Here is a 16741-nt window from a genome sequence, read left to right on the forward strand (position 1 = left end):
CTACCGGACCCGCACCAGCAGGATTTTGTCGTCCCCCGGCTTCGGTGTGCCCCGGCTGTCCGTCTCGCTCGTGACCAGCCACAGCTTGTCGCCGCCCGCCGCGAGCACCGTGCGCAGCCGGCCGTACTCGCCCTCCAGGAACGCCTGCGGATCGGCCAGCGGCTCCTTCGCCGCCCCGTCCTCGCGGGAGAGCGGGATGCGCCACAGCCGTTCGCCCCGCAGTCCGGCCATCCAGATGGAGCCCTTGACGTACGCGATGCCGCTCGGCGACGCCTCGGAGGTCTTCCACTGGGCGACCGGGTCGCGGAAGCCCTCCTTGTGCGCGGTGCCCTCGACGTCCGGCCAGCCGTAGTTGCCGCCCGGTTCGATCAGGTTCAGCTCGTCCCAGGTGTCCTGGCCGAACTCGGAGGCCCACAGCCGCTTCTCCGCGTCCCAGGCGAGGCCCTGCACATTGCGGTGCCCGTACGAATACACCACCGAGTCGCCCTGCGGGTTGCCGTGCAGCGGCTCGCCGTCGGGCGTCATGCGCAGGATCTTGCCCGCCAGGGACTCCTTGTCCTGGGCGCGGCCGTCGTCGCCCGTCTCACCGGTGCCCGCGTACAGCGCGCGGTCGGGGCCGAAGGCGATCCGGCCGCCGTTGTGGATCTGGCCCTTGGGGATGCCGCGCAGGATGGTGTCCGGGGCGCCGAGCAGCTGGCCGGGCGAGCCGTTCTCGTCGTAGATCATGCGGGCGATGCGGTTGTCCGACGCGGTGGTGAAGTACGCGTACACCTGGTGGTCCGTGCCGAAGTCGGGCGACACGGCGAGGCCGAGCAGGCCGCCCTCACCGGCCGGGGCGACCCCGGGGACCGTGCCGAGGAGCTTTTTCTCGCCGGTCTCCGCGTCGATCCGGGTGATGGTGCCCTTGTCCCGGGAGCCCGCCAGGAGGTCGCCGCCGGGGAGCGCGGCCAGCCCCCACGGGGAGTTCAGCCCCTCGGTGAGCGTCGAGACCACCTTCGCCGAGCCCTTGGCCGGGGGCCGGCCGGCCGGGGGGCGGGAGACGGACGGCGACGGGGAGGGGGACTTGGCGGCCGACGCGGAGGGGGAGTGGGCCGGTGAACTCGCGCCCCGGCCCGCCGAACTCTCCATGCCCTCCTGGGAGCTGCACCCGGCGGCCATCAGCAGGGCGCCGGCCGCCAGCACGGCCACCGCGCCCCGCCGCGCCCTGGGGCCGTCCCAGACGTGCCCCGTGTGACGCCCCTCGGGGCCCTGCACTGATCCCAACACCGCACGTGTCCCTTCAACGGCCGCCTGTCCCCTGTGTTCTTACACCGAGCCGGCGCGGACCGGGGCGCTTTCCGGACCGCCGGACAGCGCGTCTAGTCCCAGGACTCACGCGGCGCCGGCAGCCGGTCGATCTCCGCCAGGTCGCGTTCCGTCAGGGCCAGCCCGGCCGCGCCCGCGTTCTCCACCGCCCAGTCCTCCCGCTTGGTGCCGGGCACCGGCACCACCTGGGGCCCCTGGTGCAGCACCCAGGCCAGGGCCACCTGCGCGGGCGTCGCCCCGTGCCGCTCGGCGACCCGGCGCAGCCCCACCACCAGCGGCTGGTTCGCCGCCATCATCTCGGCCGTGAACCGGGGATGCCGGGCCCGCAGGTCCTCCGGCTCGAACCCCTGCCCCGGCGTCAGCGTCCCCGTGAGGAAGCCGTTGCCCAGCGGCATCGCGGCCAGGAAGCCCACCCCCCGGGCCGCGCACCACGGCAGCAGCGACTCCAGCGCCTGCGGCGACCACACCGACAGCTCCGCCTGCACCGCGCTGACCGGGAACACCTGCTGCACCCGCTCCAGTTGCCGGATCGTTCCGTCGTGCATCCGGGCACCCGGCCGCCGCGACGCCCGCGCACCGACCGCGCACAGGCCCAGCGCCCGCACCTTGCCCGCGCTCACCAGCTCCGCCATCGCGCCCCACGTCTCCTCGACGGGCACCTCGGGGTCGGCGCGGTGGAGCTGGTAGAGGTCGATCACATCGGTCTGGAGCCGCCGCAGCGACGCGTCGCAGGCCCGGCGTACGTAACCCGGCCTGCCGTTGGCCACGATGTGCTGATCACCCACCAGGAGCCCGCACTTGGTGGACACGAAGGCCTCCGAGCGCCGCCCCTTGAGGGCCCGCCCCACCAGCAGCTCATTGGTGAAGGGACCGTACATGTCGGCGGTGTCGAGCAGATCGACGCCCGCGTCCAGCGCCGCGTGCACCGCCCGCAGCGCACGGTCGCCCCGCTGCTGCGAGGCGCTGTACGCCCAGCTCATCGGCATGCAGCCGAGACCGACCGCACCCACGGCGAGCGCCGCCGCACCGAGACTCCTGCGCTCCAACTCCCGAACCCCTCCTCGCACCGCCAACAACCTAACCTCTGCGTCCCGGAGGGCTTCGCATAGCCTCCTGACCATGACTTCCACCACGCGTTCCGCCCCCGCCCCCGAGGTCTGGCTGCCCCTGCCCGCCGACGGGATCGAAGGGCTCCCCGAGGGCCTGACGTACCACTTCTGGGACGGCGGCCAGGACTTCCCGGCCGACCCCGCCGACTGCGCCTACTACGTCGTCCCCTACATGAAGGGCACGGAGGTCGCGGTCCGGCCGCTCGGTGCGATGAGCCGCGTCCAGGTCGTGCAGACGCTCTCGGCGGGCACCGACCACGTCGAGCCGGGCCTCGCCGGCCTCCCCGCCGGTGTACGGGTGTGCAACGCCAAGGGCGTCCACGAGGCGTCCACCGCCGAGCTGACCCTCGCGCTGATCCTGGCCTCGCTGCGCGGGTTCCCCGGCTTCGTGCACGGCCAGGACGCCGAGGAGTGGCGCTCCGGCTTCTACCCGGCGCTCGCCGACAAGTCCGTGCTGATCGTGGGGTACGGATCGATCGGCTCGGCCATCGAGGACCGGCTCGCGCCGTTCGAGTGCGCGCGGGTCGCACGCGTCGCGCGCTCCGCGCGGACAACCGCACGCGGCCCCGTACACACGCTCGACGACCTGCCGGCCCTGCTGCCCGAGGCCGATGTGGTCATCCTGTCCACCCCGCTGAACCCCTCCACGCAGGGGCTGGTGGGCGCCGAGTTCCTCGCCGCGATGCGCGACGGGGCACTCCTGGTCAACGTCGCCCGGGGCGGAGTGGTCGACACCAAGGCCCTGTTGTCCGAACTCGAGTCCGGCCGGCTGCGCGCCGCCCTCGACGTCACCGACCCGGAACCGCTGCCTTCCGGCCATCCCCTCTGGCATGCTCCGAACGTCCTCATCACCCCGCATGTGGGCGGCAGCACCTCCGCGTTCCTGCCGCGCGCCAGGCGGCTGATCGCCGGACAGCTCACCCGCTTCGCCGCGGGGGAGCCGCTGGACAACGTCGTACGCACCACCGGATGACCACGCAACGAGCACGTCCGGCTCCCCTCCGTGGCCGCAACACCGCAGGTCGTCACGGAGAGTAGAGGAACTATGTCCCTGAGTGACGAGTCTGGTGTATCGTCCCGAAAGGGGTGTCGCGCCGTGGCAGGGACGGCGCCGGGAAGCCAGCCACACGCGAGGGGGCGACGGGCGATGGACGGCCGATGGGCGAACGATCCGACACGACGGGGCCGGCGACGGCGCGCGGAGGGCCCGGTGAGCCGGCGCCGCAGCCGGCCGGGGACCTCGGGGGGCCCGCGGTGAGCGCCCCGGTGAGCACCCGCGGAGCCTTCCTCGCCCGGCAGCCATGGGCGGGCCGCACCTCCGCGCTGCTCCCGCAGCTCGTCCTCGGCCTCGTCTGCGGCGGTTACGCGGTGGGCGCGGCCACCGGCTGGGGCTCGGCCCAGGTCGCCCTGTTCATGGGGGACTTCGGCCTGAGCGCCGCCGCCCTGGCCGCCGCCGTCTCCTGCTTCCTCTTCGCCCGCGTCGCCGACCGGAGGTTCCGCCCGGCCTGGCTGCTGTTCGCGCTCTCCTCGCTGATGGCCTCGGCCGGCAACGCCGTCTGGGGCTGGTACGAGTGCGTGCGCGAGGTCCGCGTCCCGAGCCCGTCCCTCGCGGACGTCTTCTTCCTCTGCTTCGCGCCGCCCGCGATCGTCGGACTCCTCGTCCTCGCCAAGCGGCCCGTCACCCGCGCCGGCTGGGTCTGCCTGGCCCTCGACTCCTGGCTGATCGGCGGCTCGCTGCTCACCCTGTCCTGGAGCCTCGCCCTCGCCCACACCGCGCACGTCGCGGACATCGAGGGCGACAGCGTGGCCCGCGCCGCGCTCTCGCTGGCCTACCCGCTGCTCGACATCGTCCTCGTCTCGATGGTCCTCGCCCTGCACTTCCGGCGATCCAGCGTCAACCGCGCCGCGGTGAACACCGCCATCGCCGCGCTCGCCCTGACCGTGCTGTGCGACGCCCTGTTCACCTCGCCGCTGCTCCGCCAGACCTACCACTCGGGCCAGTTGCTCGACGCCGGCTGGTTCGCCGGCTCCCTGCTTCTCGCGTACGCCCCCTGGGGCGCCGCGCGCGACGCGGAGGACGCCGCCCGGGGCGCGGGAGAGGGCGAGCACGAGGACCCGGCCGCCCCGCGCACCACCAGCCGCCCCATCGCCGGCTCACTGGCCGCGCTGACTCCGTATCTCGCCGCGGCCGTCTGCACCCTGGGCATCCTGTACAACGTGATCGAGGGCCGCCGGGTGGACCGCGTCGTCGTGCTCACCGGGTGCACGGTGGTCCTCGCGCTCGTCGTCCGCCAGGGCATCATGCTCCTCGACAACATCGCCCTCACCCAGGAACTGGCCCAGAAGGAGAACCACTTCCGGTCCCTGGTGCAGGGCTCCAGCGACGTCATCATGATCGCCGCCCCCAGCGGCGTCCTGCGCTACGTCAGCCCCGCCGCCGCCGGTGTCTACGGGCGGGACGCGGACGAGCTGGTCGGCGCCGAGCTGTCCTCGATCATCCACCCCGACGACCTCGGCCGCGTCGTCCACGAGGTCCGCCGCTTCCTCGCCGCCCCGCCCGGCGAGGAGCCCGCCACGCGCATCGAGTGCCGCTTCCGGTCCGGCTCCGGCGACTGGCTCAACGTCGAGTCCACCGTCAACCGCCACCAGGGCGGCCTGATCCTCAACAGCCGCGACGTCACCGAACGCGTCCGCCTCCAGGCCCAGTTGCAGCACAACGCCGAGCACGACCCGCTCACCGACCTGCCCAACCGGGCCCTGTTCACCGCCCGGGTCCGCCGGGCACTCTCCGGCCGCCGCGCCGGGGACGCGGGCACCGCCGTCCTCTTCATCGACCTCGACGGCTTCAAGGCGGCCAACGACCGGCTCGGCCACCAGGCGGGCGACGAACTGCTCGTCCAGGCCGCCCGCCGCCTCCACGAGTCCGTCCGCTCCGGGGACACCGCGGCCCGCCTCGGGGGCGACGAGTTCGCCGCCCTCATCGTCGGCGACGCCGGCCGAGAGCAGGACGCCCGCGAGTGCCAGGTCCACGAGATCGCCGACCGGCTCCGCCTCACGCTCTCCGAGCCCTACCGCGTCGGCGACGGCGAGGTACGCGTCACCGCCTCCATCGGCGTCGCCTTCGCCGAGCCCGGCATCACCCCCAACGACCTCATGCGCAACGCGGACCTCGCCATGTACCGCGCCAAGGCCGGCGGCAAGAACCGCGTCGAGCTGTACGCCCCGCAGATGCAGGCGGACGTGGTCCGCCGCTCCGAGCTGGCGACCCGGCTGCGCGGCGCCCTGCGCGACGGCGAGTTCGCGCTCCTCCACCAGCCCGTGGTGCACCTGGCCACCGGCCGGGTCGCCGCCGTCGCCGCGCAGGCCCGCTGGCGCTCCGCCCAGGGCATCCTGTTCACGCCCGCCGAGTTCCTGCGGATCTCCGAGGACGGCGACCGCACCGCCGAGCTGGGCCGCTGGCTCCTCGAAGAGGCCGTCGAGCAGGCCGCCGACCGGGCCAGGGCGGGCCATCAGGCCGCGGTGTCCGTCCGCCTCCCGGCCCGAAGGCTGCTCGACCGCGGCTTCCCGGCCGGCTCCGTCGAGGCCCTGCTCACGCGGTACGGGCTGCCGTCCGGGGCGCTCATGATCGAGGTCGCGGACAGCGATCCCCGGGTCTCCTTCGAGGACCTGGAACAGCGCCTGGCCGCCCTGCGCCGGCTGGGCGTCCGCATCGCGCTCGACGGCTTCGGCAGCGGTTACGCCGCGATCAACGCCCTGCGCCGCCTCCCCATCGACGTGCTCAAGCTGGACCGGGGCCTGGTGGAGGGCGTCGTGGAGTCGGCCCGGCTGCACAAGATCACCAGCGGGCTGCTCCGGATCGCCTGCGACCTCGGCATGCAGTCCGTGGCCGACGGCGTGGACGTCCCGGAGCAGGTCCTCGCCCTGCGCGCCATGGGCTGTACGCACGGCCAGGGCGCGGCCTTCTCGGGGCCGCTGGACGAGTACCGGCTGCGCCGGGCCCTGGTCCGCGGGACGTTCCCGGTGCCGACCGGGGTGCCCGCGCAGCCGGTACTCACGGGTGGCCCGGTCCCGTCCCTCGCCCGCTCACATGGTGAGACACCCATCCCACCCACTTGACACTCCGCGTGCGTCGGAGAGAGGGTCAATGCCATGCGCACCCGAATTCTCGTACTTGGAAAGCGCGTCGGCTGAAGCAGGGTCCCTCCATGACACCCTGCGGACCGCACCGGCGCGCTCCCCTCGCTTGCCTCACGGCACGAGGGGTTTTTTGTTGCACCGGACCAGGCAAAACGTCGTAAAACACTCGCAAAAACCTCAGCTTCGAGAAGAGAATGCCGATGACCGAGCAGGCCACAGGGGCCCACCATCCCCAGCCGCGGGCCCGTACCGGCGGATCGCCCGCCGCCTCCGTTGAGCACCTCACGGGCGCGCAGTCCCTCATCCGCTCTCTCGAGGAAGTCGGGGCCGACACCGTATTCGGTCTCCCCGGCGGCTGCATTCTCCCGGCCTACGACCCGCTGATGGACTCCACCCGGGTCCGTCACATCCTGGTCCGGCACGAGCAGGGCGCGGGTCACGCGGCCACCGGTTACGCGCAGGCCACCGGCAAGGTCGGTGTCTGCATGGTCACCTCGGGCCCCGGCGCCACCAACCTCGTCACCCCGATCGCCGACGCGGCCATGGACTCCGTTCCGATGGTCGCGATCACCGGCCAGGTGGCCTCCGGCGCCATCGGTACGGACGCCTTCCAGGAAGCCGACATCTGCGGCATCACCATGCCGATCACGAAGCACAACTTCCTGGTCACCCGCGCCGAGGACATCGCGCACACGATCGCCGAGGCGTTCCACATCGCCTCCACCGGCCGCCCGGGCCCGGTCCTGGTCGACATCGCCAAGGACGCGCTCCAGGCGAAGACCACCTTCAGCTGGCCGCCCGTCATGGACCTGCCCGGCTACCGTCCGGTGACCAAGCCGCACGCCAAGCAGATCCGCGAGGCCGCCAAGCTCATCACCCAGGCCAAGCGCCCGGTGCTCTACGTGGGCGGCGGCGTGATCAAGGCCGGGGCCACCGCCGAACTCAAGGTGCTGGCCGAGCTGACCGGAGCGCCCGTCACCACCACCCTGATGGCGCTCGGCTCCTTCCCCGACAGCCACCCGCTGCACGTGGGAATGCCCGGTATGCACGGTGCGGTCACCGCCGTCACCGCGCTCCAGAAGGCCGACCTGATCGTCGCCCTCGGCGCCCGCTTCGACGACCGCGTCACCGGCAAGCTCGACAGCTTCGCCCCGTACGCCAAGGTCGTCCACGCGGACATCGACCCGGCGGAGATCGGCAAGAACCGCGCCGCCGACGTCCCGATCGTGGGTGACGCCCGCGAGGTCATCGCCGACCTGGTCCAGGCGGTCCAGGCCGAGCACACCGAGGGCAACACCGGCGACTACAGCGCCTGGTGGAAGGACCTCGACCGCTGGCGCGAGACCTACCCGCTCGGTTACGACCTCCCCGAGGACGGCAGCCTCTCCCCGCAGCAGGTCATCCAGCGCATCGGCGAGCTCGCCCCGCCGGACACGATCTTCGCCGCGGGCGTCGGCCAGCACCAGATGTGGGCCTCGCACTTCATCCAGTACGAGAAGCCCGCCACCTGGCTCAACTCCGGCGGTGCCGGGACCATGGGCTACGCGGTCCCCGCCGCGATGGGCGCCAAGGCCGGCATGCCCGACCGCACGGTCTGGGCGATCGACGGCGACGGCTGCTTCCAGATGACCAATCAGGAGCTCACCACCTGCGCCCTGAACAACATCCCGGTCAAGATCGCCATCATCAACAACGGCGCGCTCGGGATGGTCCGCCAGTGGCAGACCCTGTTCTACAACCAGCGGTACTCCAACACCGTGCTGCACGCGGGCCCGGACGGCGAGACCCCGCCCAACAAGGGCACCCGCGTCCCGGACTTCGTGAAGCTCTCCGAGGCCATGGGCTGCTACGCGATCCGCTGCGAGGACCCGGCCGACCTGGACAAGGTCATCGCCGAGGCGAACGCGATCAACGACCGCCCGGTCGTCATCGACTTCATCGTCCACGAGGACGCCATGGTGTGGCCGATGGTCGCCGCCGGCACCTCCAACGACGAGGTCATGGCCGCCCGGGGTGTCCGCCCCGACTTCGGCGACAACGAAGACGACTGAGAGACAGAGAGAGACCGACCTCCATGTCCACCAAGCACACGCTCTCCGTCCTGGTCGAGAACAAGCCCGGTGTCCTGGCCCGGATCACCGCCCTGTTCTCCCGCCGCGGCTTCAACATCGACTCGCTCGCGGTCGGCACCACCGAACACCCCGACATCTCCCGCATCACCATCGTCGTGAATGTCGAGGACCTGCCCCTGGAGCAGGTCACCAAGCAGCTCAACAAGCTGGTCAACGTCCTCAAGATCGTCGAACTCGAGCCGTCCGCTGCGATCCAGCGTGAGCTCGTCCTGGTGAAGGTCCGCGCCGACAACGAGACCCGCTCCCAGATCGTCGAGATCGTCCAGCTGTTCCGCGCCAAGACCGTCGACGTCTCGCCCGAGGCCGTCACGATCGAGGCGACCGGCGGTGCCGACAAGCTGGAGGCGATGCTCAAGATGCTGGAGCAGTACGGCATCAAGGAGCTCGTCCAGTCCGGCACCATCGCCATAGGGCGCGGCGCGCGCTCGATCACCGACCGTTCCCTGCGCGCCCTCGACCGCACGGCGTAACCCCCCGGAGCCCGCCGACGCCGCTCGTATGGCGAGACCCGAAAACGTATCTGACGCACCCCGCCGTACGGTGGGACGCAACACCTGCACACCAAGGAGAAGACCCAGTGGCCGAGCTGTTCTACGACGACGATGCCGACCTGTCCATCATCCAGGGCCGCAAGGTCGCGGTCATCGGCTACGGCAGCCAGGGCCACGCCCACGCGCTGTCGCTGCGTGACTCGGGTGTCGACGTCCGTGTCGGTCTGCACGAGGGTTCCAAGTCCAAGGCCAAGGCCGAGGAGCAGGGCCTGCGCGTGGTGACCCCGTCCGAGGCCGCCGCCGAGGCCGACGTCATCATGATCCTCGTCCCGGACCCGATCCAGGCCCAGGTCTACGAGGAGTCCATCAAGGGCAACCTGAAGAAGGGCGACGCGCTGTTCTTCGGCCACGGCCTGAACATCCGCTTCGACTTCATCAAGCCGCCGGCCGACGTCGACGTCTGCATGGTCGCCCCCAAGGGCCCGGGCCACCTGGTCCGCCGCCAGTACGAGGAGGGCCGCGGCGTCCCGTGCATCGTGGCCGTCGAGCAGGACGCGACGGGCAACGGCCTGGCGCTCGCCCTGTCGTACGCCAAGGGCATCGGCGGCACCCGCGCCGGCGTCATCAAGACGACCTTCACCGAGGAGACCGAGACCGACCTCTTCGGCGAGCAGGCCGTCCTCTGCGGTGGCACCGCCGCCCTGGTCAAGGCCGGTTTCGAGACCCTGACCGAGGCCGGATACCAGCCGGAGATCGCCTACTTCGAGTGCCTGCACGAGCTGAAGCTCATCGTGGACCTCATGTACGAGGGCGGCCTGGAGAAGATGCGCTGGTCCATCTCGGAGACCGCGGAGTGGGGCGACTACGTCACCGGCCCGCGCATCATCACGGACGCCACCAAGGCCGAGATGAAGAAGGTCCTCGCCGAGATCCAGGACGGCACCTTCGCCAAGAACTGGATGGCCGAGTACCACAACGGTCTGCCCAAGTACAACGAGTACAAGAAGGCCGACGAGAACCACCTCCTGGAGACCACCGGACGTGAGCTGCGCAAGCTCATGAGCTGGGTCAACGACGAGGACGCGTAAGCCCCGAGCCCCGGGGGCGGGTCACCCCCGCCCCTGGGGCCCACGCACTCGTGCGGGTGATCCTTGCGAAGGGGCGCTGATCGGGGTCCCGCGCATGACTACACTGCTCCACATACACGCGTCAGGCCCACAGTGTCGTGCGTCTTCCACGCGGCAAGCCCCTCCACGCCTGCGGCCGTCGGGACGGCCGTCCGCACTGGATCTGTGAGGACTCACGTGAGCTCGAAACCTGTCGTACTCATCGCTGAAGAGCTGTCGCCCGCCACGGTGGACGCCCTGGGACCGGACTTCGAGATCCGGCACTGCAACGGCGCGGACCGCGCCGAGCTCCTCCCCGCCATCGCCGATGTCGACGCCATCCTGGTGCGCTCCGCCACCAAGGTCGACGCCGAGGCCATCGCCGCCGCGAAGAAGCTGAAGGTCGTCGCCCGCGCGGGCGTCGGTCTGGACAACGTCGACGTCTCCGCCGCCACCAAGGCCGGCGTGATGGTCGTGAACGCCCCGACCTCCAACATCGTCACCGCCGCCGAGCTGGCCTGCGGTCTGCTCGTGGCCACCGCGCGCCACATCCCGCAGGCCAACACCGCGCTGAAGAACGGCGAGTGGAAGCGCTCGAAGTACACCGGCGTCGAGCTGAGCGAGAAGACCCTCGGCGTCGTCGGCCTCGGCCGCATCGGCGTCCTGGTCGCCCAGCGCATGTCCGCCTTCGGCATGAAGATCGTCGCCTACGACCCCTACGTGCAGCCCGCGCGCGCCGCGCAGATGGGGGTCAAGCTCCTCTCGCTGGACGAGCTGCTCGAGGTCTCCGACTTCATCACCGTGCACCTCCCCAAGACCCCCGAGACGCTGGGCCTGATCGGCGACGAGGCGCTGCACAAGGTGAAGCCCACCGTGCGCATCGTCAACGCCGCGCGCGGCGGCATCGTGGACGAGGAGGCGCTGGCCTCCGCGCTCAAGGAGGGCCGCGTCGCCGGCGCCGGCCTCGACGTGTACGCGAAGGAGCCCTGCACGGACTCCCCGCTCTTCCAGTTCGACCAGGTCGTCTGCACCCCGCACCTCGGCGCCTCCACCGACGAGGCCCAGGAGAAGGCGGGCATCGCGGTCGCCAAGTCCGTGCGCCTCGCGCTCGCCGGTGAGCTGGTCCCGGACGCGGTCAACGTCCAGGGCGGTGTCATCGCCGAGGACGTGCGCCCCGGGCTGCCGCTCGCCGAGAAGCTGGGCCGGATCTTCACCGCGCTGGCCGGCGAGGTCGCCGCCCGCCTCGACGTCGAGGTCTACGGCGAGATCACCCAGCACGACGTCAAGGTGCTCGAACTCTCCGCGCTCAAGGGCGTGTTCGAGGACGTCGTGGACGAGACGGTGTCGTATGTGAACGCCCCGCTGTTCGCCCAGGAGCGCGGTGTCGAGGTGCGCCTCACCACCAGCTCCGAGTCGCCCGAGCACCGCAATGTGGTCACCGTCCGGGGCACCCTGGCCGACGGCCAGGAGGTCGCCGTCTCCGGCACGCTGGCCGGCCCCAAGCACCTCCAGAAGATCGTCGCGATCGGTGAGCACGACGTGGACCTGGCGCTCGCCGACCACATGATCGTGCTCCGCTACGAGGACCGCCCCGGCGTCGTCGGCACGGTCGGCCGGATCCTCGGCGAGGCCGGTCTGAACATCGCGGGCATGCAGGTCTCCCGCGCCGATGTGGGCGGCGAGGCGCTGGTCGTCCTCACCGTGGACGACGACGTCCCGGCGACCGTGCTGACCGAGATCTCCTCGGAGATCGGCGCCGCCTCGGCCCGCTCGGTGAACCTCACCGACTGACCTTCCGGGCCTCACGAGTCCCACCCGTACCCGGCATGTAGACGCGCGTCTTACACAAACGTCTGCATGCCGGGTACGCTGCTGTCATGGGACATCGTGAGGATCTGCTCGAAGGCGCCAAGCGCTGCCTGCTGGAGAAGGGGTACGCGCGCACCACGGCGCGCGACATCGTGGCCGCGTCCGGCACGAACCTCGCCTCCATCGGCTACCACTACGGCTCCAAGGAGGCGCTGCTCAACCTCGCCTTCATCAAGGTGACGGAGGAGTGGGGCGAACGGCTCACCGTGGACGAGGGCGGGTCCGGAGGGCAGCCGGAGGTTCCGGCGGCACCCCTCGACCAGTTCCGCGAGACCTGGGAGCGGGTGATCGGGAGCTACGAGCAGACCCGTGCCGTCTGGCAGCTCCAGATGGAGGTCATCTCCCGCATCGACTCCGACCCCGAACTGCAGAAGGCCCTCGCCGGGCCGCAGCGTGCGGGCCGCGACGGTCTCGCCGAGAACATGCTCGGCATCGACCCGGAGACCGACCCCGAGCGCGCCCGCGTCGCCGGCCTCTTCTGCCAGGCCCTCCTCGCCGGGGTCATGGTCCAGTGGCTGATGGACGCCGATTCCGCCCCGTCCGCCCAGGACCTGACGGACGGCCTGAAGGTCGTCCTGGAAGGGCGCGGCCCGGCGAACTGAGCCTCAGAGCCGGGCCGCCTTCAGGGCCATGTGGAGGAGCAGGCGGTCCTCGCCGTCGTTCAGGTCGAGACCGGTGAGCTGCTGGACGCGGGAGAGCCGGTAGTACAGCGTCTGGCGGTGGATGCCCAGCTCGGCGGCGGTCCGGGACGCCTGGCCCGCGCAGTCCAGGAACACCTCCGCGGTGCGGGCGAGGTCCCGCTGCGCCGGGGTCAGCAGCGGGCACACGGCCGGGTCGGGCAGGGCGTCCGGGGCGAGCGCGGTCAGCGTGCGGTACGGGCCGATGGCCGACCAGTCGGCGACCGGGCCGAACCGGGTCTCCGCCGCCGCGGCCCGGGCCGCCGCCGACGCCTCGTGCCAGGCGTCCGCCAGCTCCGCGAGGCCCCGGCGCGGGACCGCGATCCCGGCGGTGGCCGTCTCCCCGGCGGTGGCGCGCAGCCGGCCGGCCGCGGTGAGCGCGGGGTCCAGGACCTCCGGCGCCCGCAGCCGGATCAGCGCCGCCAGCGCGGGCGGGCCGGCCCGGCCCGGCAGCGGGGCTCCGGTGAGCGCCGCCGCCGAGGGGACCGTGCGCACGGCGGGCGCGCCGTCCGGCCACGGGGCCACGCACACCACGGTGTGCAGGCCGTCCGCGTCGGGGCCCAGCGCCTCGGCGAGCGCGGCCACCGCCATGTCCCGCTGCCAGCCGCGCCCGGCGGCCAGCACCGCGCCGAACTCCCGGGACAGGTCGGTGCCCGCCCGCTCCTCGTCGGCCAGCAGCGCGCCGATCCGGGCGGCGACGTCCATCGCCGCGTCGAGCTGGCGGTCGGTCGGCCCCGGGTCCGCGTCGAGCAGCCATACGTAACCGAGCACGACACCCCGATGGCGTACCGGCAGGCAGATGCGGTCGCGGTAGACGCCGGCCTCGGGGGCGGCCGGGATGCGCAGGGGGCCGGTGGCGCGGGTGATGCCGAAGTTCTCGAACCAGGCGCGGACCGCCGGGGTGGAGCGGCGGGTGAGGATCGACCGGGTGCGGACCGGGTCCATCGCCGTGGTGTCGTCGCTGTCGTGGGCCCCGAAGGCGACCAGGCCGAAATCCCGGTTCTCCAGCGTCGCGGGGACGCCGAGCAGCGCGGAGATCTCGTCCACCAGCTCCTGGTAATCGCCCTTCACCCGGCCATTCTCGCACCCCTTCAGACATATGTCTGAGATCCGGTGCACGGATGTGTGGCAGCTGTCGATGGCAGGGAAACGGCGCGATCCTTAGATTTCACGGTGGTTCTCCGTGCTGTACCGCTTATGTTCGTTACAGGGCATATACGGCGGTGTGGCTTCGTTCGTACTTTCCGTGGAGGTGCCCCGTGCTGGGTCCCGTGATTCTCGCCGCGTCGCGAAGCGACAAGATGCGCCGGTTCATCTCGGCCGCGCCCGGCACCAAGCAGGTCGTGGACCGCTTCATCGCCGGTGAGACGGTCGACCAGGTCGTCCCGGTCATCGAGGACGCCGCCGACAAGGGTCTCGAAGTCACCCTCGACGTCGTCGGCGAGGACATCACCACCCCCGAGCAGGCCGCCGCGGCGCGCGACGCCTACCTGGAGCTCATCGAGCGCCTCAAGGACCTCGGCCTGGGCACCCGGGCGGAGATGTCCGTCAAGCTCTCGATGTTCGGCCAGTCCCTGGACCGCGGCCACGAGCTGGCCCTCGCCAACGTGCGCCCGGTCGTGGAGGCCGCCGCCGCGATCGGCACCACGGTCACCCTGGACGCCGAGGACCACACCACCCTCGACTCGATGTTCGCCATCCACGAGGAGCTGCGGAAGGACTTCCCGCAGACCGGCTGCGTCATCCAGGCGTACCTCTTCCGCACCGAGGAGGACGCCCGCCGCCTCGCCGCCGCCGGCAGCCGCGTGCGGATCGTCAAGGGCGCCTACAAGGAGCCCGCCTCCGTCGCGTACCAGGACAAGGCCGAGATCGACAAGGCGTACGTCCGCATCCTGAAGACCCTGATGCAGGGCGAGGGCTACCCGATGATCGGGTCGCACGACCCCCGCCTGATCGCCATCGCCCAGGAGCTGGGCCGCCAGGCCGGCCGCAAGCTGGACGAGTACGAGTTCCAGATGCTGTACGGCATCCGCAGCGACGAGCACATCCGGCTCGCGGCCGAGGGCCACCGCATGCGTGTCTACACCGCGTACGGCACCGACTGGTACGGGTACTTCATGCGCCGCCTCGCCGAGAAGCCGGCCAACCTGCTCTTCTTCGGCCGCTCCATCCTCACCAAGGGCTGAGCACCCCCTCCCACCCTCCCCACGACTGACTGAAGGAGCATCGGAACCCATGGACGCTGTGACCCAGGTCCCCGCGCCGGTCAACGAGCCGGTCCACTCCTACGCCCCGGGCTCCCCGGAGCGCGCCCGCCTGGAGGCCAAGCTCAAGGAGCTCAGCCAGAACCCCATCGACCTGCCGATGACCATCGGCGGCGAGAAGCGGATGGGTGGCGGCGAGCGCGTCGACGTCGTGCAGCCCCACAACCACAAGGCCGTCATCGGCACCTTCGCCGGCGCCACCGAGCAGGACGCCCAGGACGCGATCGACGCCGCCCTGGCCGCCGCCCCGGCCTGGCGCGCGATGTCCTTCGACGACCGCGCCGCGATCATCCTGCGCGCCGCCGAGCTGCTGTCCGGCCCGTGGCGCGAGACGCTGGCCGCCTCCACCATGCTCGGCCAGGGCAAGACCGCCCAGCAGGCCGAGATCGACTGTCCCTGCGAGCTGGTCGACTTCTGGCGCTTCAATGTGCACTACGCGCGCCAGATCCTCGCCGAGCAGCCCCCGGCCAACTCCCCGGGCGTGTGGAACCGCATGGACCACCGCCCGCTGGAGGGCTTCGTCTACGCGATCACGCCGTTCAACTTCTCGGCCATCGCCGCCAACCTGCCGACCGCGCCCGCCCTCATGGGCAACGTCGTCGTGTGGAAGCCGTCCCCGACGCAGACCCACGCCGCCGTGCTGCTCATGCAGCTCCTGGAGGAGGCCGGTCTGCCCAAGGGCGTCATCAACCTGGTGACCGGTGACGGCATCGCCGTCTCCGAGGTGGCCCTGAACCACCGCGACCTGGCCGGCATCCACTTCACCGGCTCCACCCCGACCTTCCAGCACCTGTGGAAGACCGTCGGCAACAACATCGCCCACTACCGCACCTACCCGCGGCTCGTCGGCGAGACCGGCGGCAAGGACTTCGTGGTCGCCCACCCGTCGGCCGACCGGGCCGTCCTGAAGACCGCGCTGACCCGTGGCGCCTTCGAGTACCAGGGCCAGAAGTGCTCGGCGACCTCGCGTGCCTACATCCCGGCCTCCATCTGGAACTCGGGCTTCAAGGAGGCGTTCGCGGCCGAGGTCGACTCCATCACCATGGGTGACGTCACCGACCTGTCGCACTTCATGGGCGCCGTCATCGACGACCGCTCCTTCGCGAAGAACAAGGCCGCGATCGACCGCGCCGCCGCCGACCCGGCGTGCACGATCGTCGCGGGCGGCACCTACGACGACTCGGTGGGCTACTTCGTCCGCCCGACCGTCATCGAGTGCACCGACCCCGAGAACGAGGTCTTCACGACCGAGTACTTCGGCCCGATCCTCGCCGTGCACGTGTACGAGGACGACCAGTACCACGCGATGCTGGACCAGATGGAGTCGGTCTCCGACTACGCCCTGACCGGTTCCGTCATCGCGAACGACCGCGCGGCGGCCGCGTACACGATGGAGAAGCTGCGGTACGCCGCGGGCAACTTCTACATCAACGACAAGTCGACCGGAGCCGTCGTCGGCCAGCAGCCCTTCGGCGGCGGCCGCGCCTCGGGTACGAACGACAAGGCCGGTGCCCCCCAGAACCTCCAGCGCTGGACCCTCACCCGGGCCATCAAGGAGACCCTGGTCCCGCCGACCGAGTACACCTACCCCCACCAGGGCTGACCAGCCCGGGGCGCCCGGCGCCCCCACGATTCCCGCCCCCCGCCCGGT

Annotated in this window: 12 protein-coding genes; 9 read left to right on the forward strand and 3 right to left on the reverse strand. The window is 71.5% G+C overall.

What is annotated here, in order from left to right; translation table 11 throughout:
- Nucleotides 1-1188 (reverse strand): PQQ-dependent sugar dehydrogenase, encoded by a 1188-nt coding sequence (locus ABZ565_RS03295; protein WP_361020036.1) that lies wholly within the window; start codon nucleotides 1186-1188, stop codon nucleotides 1-3.
- A gap of 170 nt (nucleotides 1189-1358) precedes the next feature.
- Nucleotides 1359-2315, reverse strand: coding sequence for an aldo/keto reductase (locus tag ABZ565_RS03300; protein WP_361020038.1), 957 nt, complete (start codon nucleotides 2313-2315; stop codon nucleotides 1359-1361).
- 109 nt (nucleotides 2316-2424) lie between these two features.
- Here ABZ565_RS03300 and ABZ565_RS03305 point away from each other — a divergent pair, with 109 nt between their 5' ends.
- The 7 genes from ABZ565_RS03305 (at nucleotide 2425) to ABZ565_RS03335 (ending at nucleotide 12751) form a co-directional block, all read left to right on the forward strand.
- Nucleotides 2425-3387, forward strand: coding sequence for a 2-hydroxyacid dehydrogenase (locus ABZ565_RS03305; RefSeq protein ID WP_361019927.1), 963 nt, complete (start codon nucleotides 2425-2427; stop codon nucleotides 3385-3387).
- A gap of 293 nt (nucleotides 3388-3680) precedes the next feature.
- Nucleotides 3681-6530 (forward strand): EAL domain-containing protein, encoded by a 2850-nt coding sequence (locus ABZ565_RS03310; protein ID WP_361019929.1) that lies wholly within the window; start codon nucleotides 3681-3683, stop codon nucleotides 6528-6530.
- A 215-nt stretch (nucleotides 6531-6745) separates the two neighbouring features.
- Nucleotides 6746-8602, forward strand: a complete 1857-nt coding sequence (locus ABZ565_RS03315) for an acetolactate synthase large subunit (RefSeq protein WP_361019931.1) — start codon at nucleotides 6746-6748, stop codon at nucleotides 8600-8602.
- Nucleotides 8603-8625: 23 nt separating this feature from the next.
- Nucleotides 8626-9153, forward strand: a complete 528-nt coding sequence (gene ilvN / locus ABZ565_RS03320) for an acetolactate synthase small subunit (RefSeq protein ID WP_018553223.1) — start codon at nucleotides 8626-8628, stop codon at nucleotides 9151-9153.
- 107 nt (nucleotides 9154-9260) lie between these two features.
- Nucleotides 9261-10262, forward strand: coding sequence for a ketol-acid reductoisomerase (gene ilvC / locus ABZ565_RS03325; RefSeq protein ID WP_361019933.1), 1002 nt, complete (start codon nucleotides 9261-9263; stop codon nucleotides 10260-10262).
- A 216-nt stretch (nucleotides 10263-10478) separates the two neighbouring features.
- The gene (serA, locus tag ABZ565_RS03330; RefSeq protein ID WP_361019935.1) at nucleotides 10479-12071 is read left to right on the forward strand and encodes a phosphoglycerate dehydrogenase; all 1593 of its coding nucleotides are present in this window, start codon (nucleotides 10479-10481) and stop codon (nucleotides 12069-12071) included.
- An 86-nt stretch (nucleotides 12072-12157) separates the two neighbouring features.
- Nucleotides 12158-12751, forward strand: coding sequence for a TetR/AcrR family transcriptional regulator (locus tag ABZ565_RS03335; RefSeq protein WP_361019937.1), 594 nt, complete (start codon nucleotides 12158-12160; stop codon nucleotides 12749-12751).
- A 3-nt stretch (nucleotides 12752-12754) separates the two neighbouring features.
- Here the strand turns inward: ABZ565_RS03335 and ABZ565_RS03340 are convergent, their stop codons facing one another.
- Nucleotides 12755-13897 carry a helix-turn-helix domain-containing protein gene (locus tag ABZ565_RS03340; RefSeq protein ID WP_361019939.1) on the reverse strand — a complete coding sequence of 381 codons (1143 nt, stop codon included), beginning with the start codon at nucleotides 13895-13897 and terminating at the stop codon, nucleotides 12755-12757.
- Nucleotides 13898-14085: 188 nt separating this feature from the next.
- Here ABZ565_RS03340 and ABZ565_RS03345 point away from each other — a divergent pair, with 188 nt between their 5' ends.
- On the forward strand, nucleotides 14086-15012 hold the full coding sequence (locus tag ABZ565_RS03345; RefSeq protein WP_361019941.1) for a proline dehydrogenase family protein: 927 nt from the start codon (nucleotides 14086-14088) through the stop codon (nucleotides 15010-15012).
- Between the two features lie 49 nt (nucleotides 15013-15061).
- Nucleotides 15062-16693, forward strand: coding sequence for an L-glutamate gamma-semialdehyde dehydrogenase (gene pruA / locus ABZ565_RS03350; protein WP_361019943.1), 1632 nt, complete (start codon nucleotides 15062-15064; stop codon nucleotides 16691-16693).
- Nucleotides 16694-16741: the final 48 nt, after the last annotated feature.

It is taken from the genome of Streptomyces sp. NPDC016469, from assembly GCF_040632905.1.
In the GTDB taxonomy this organism is placed as follows: Bacteria; Actinomycetota; Actinomycetes; order Streptomycetales; family Streptomycetaceae; genus Streptomyces.

What these genes read in the sequence shown, in the direction of transcription:
- ABZ565_RS03305 (WP_361019927.1), top strand. Translation starts at nt 2,425, where the DNA reads ATGACTTCCACCACGCGTTCCGCCCCCGCCCCCGAGGTCTGGCTGCCC.
- ABZ565_RS03315 (WP_361019931.1), top strand. Translation starts at nt 6,746, where the DNA reads ATGCCGATGACCGAGCAGGCCACAGGGGCCCACCATCCCCAGCCGCGG.
- ilvN (WP_018553223.1), top strand. Translation starts at nt 8,626, where the DNA reads ATGTCCACCAAGCACACGCTCTCCGTCCTGGTCGAGAACAAGCCCGGT.
- ABZ565_RS03335 (WP_361019937.1), top strand. Translation starts at nt 12,158, where the DNA reads ATGGGACATCGTGAGGATCTGCTCGAAGGCGCCAAGCGCTGCCTGCTG.
- pruA (WP_361019943.1), top strand. Translation starts at nt 15,062, where the DNA reads ATGGACGCTGTGACCCAGGTCCCCGCGCCGGTCAACGAGCCGGTCCAC.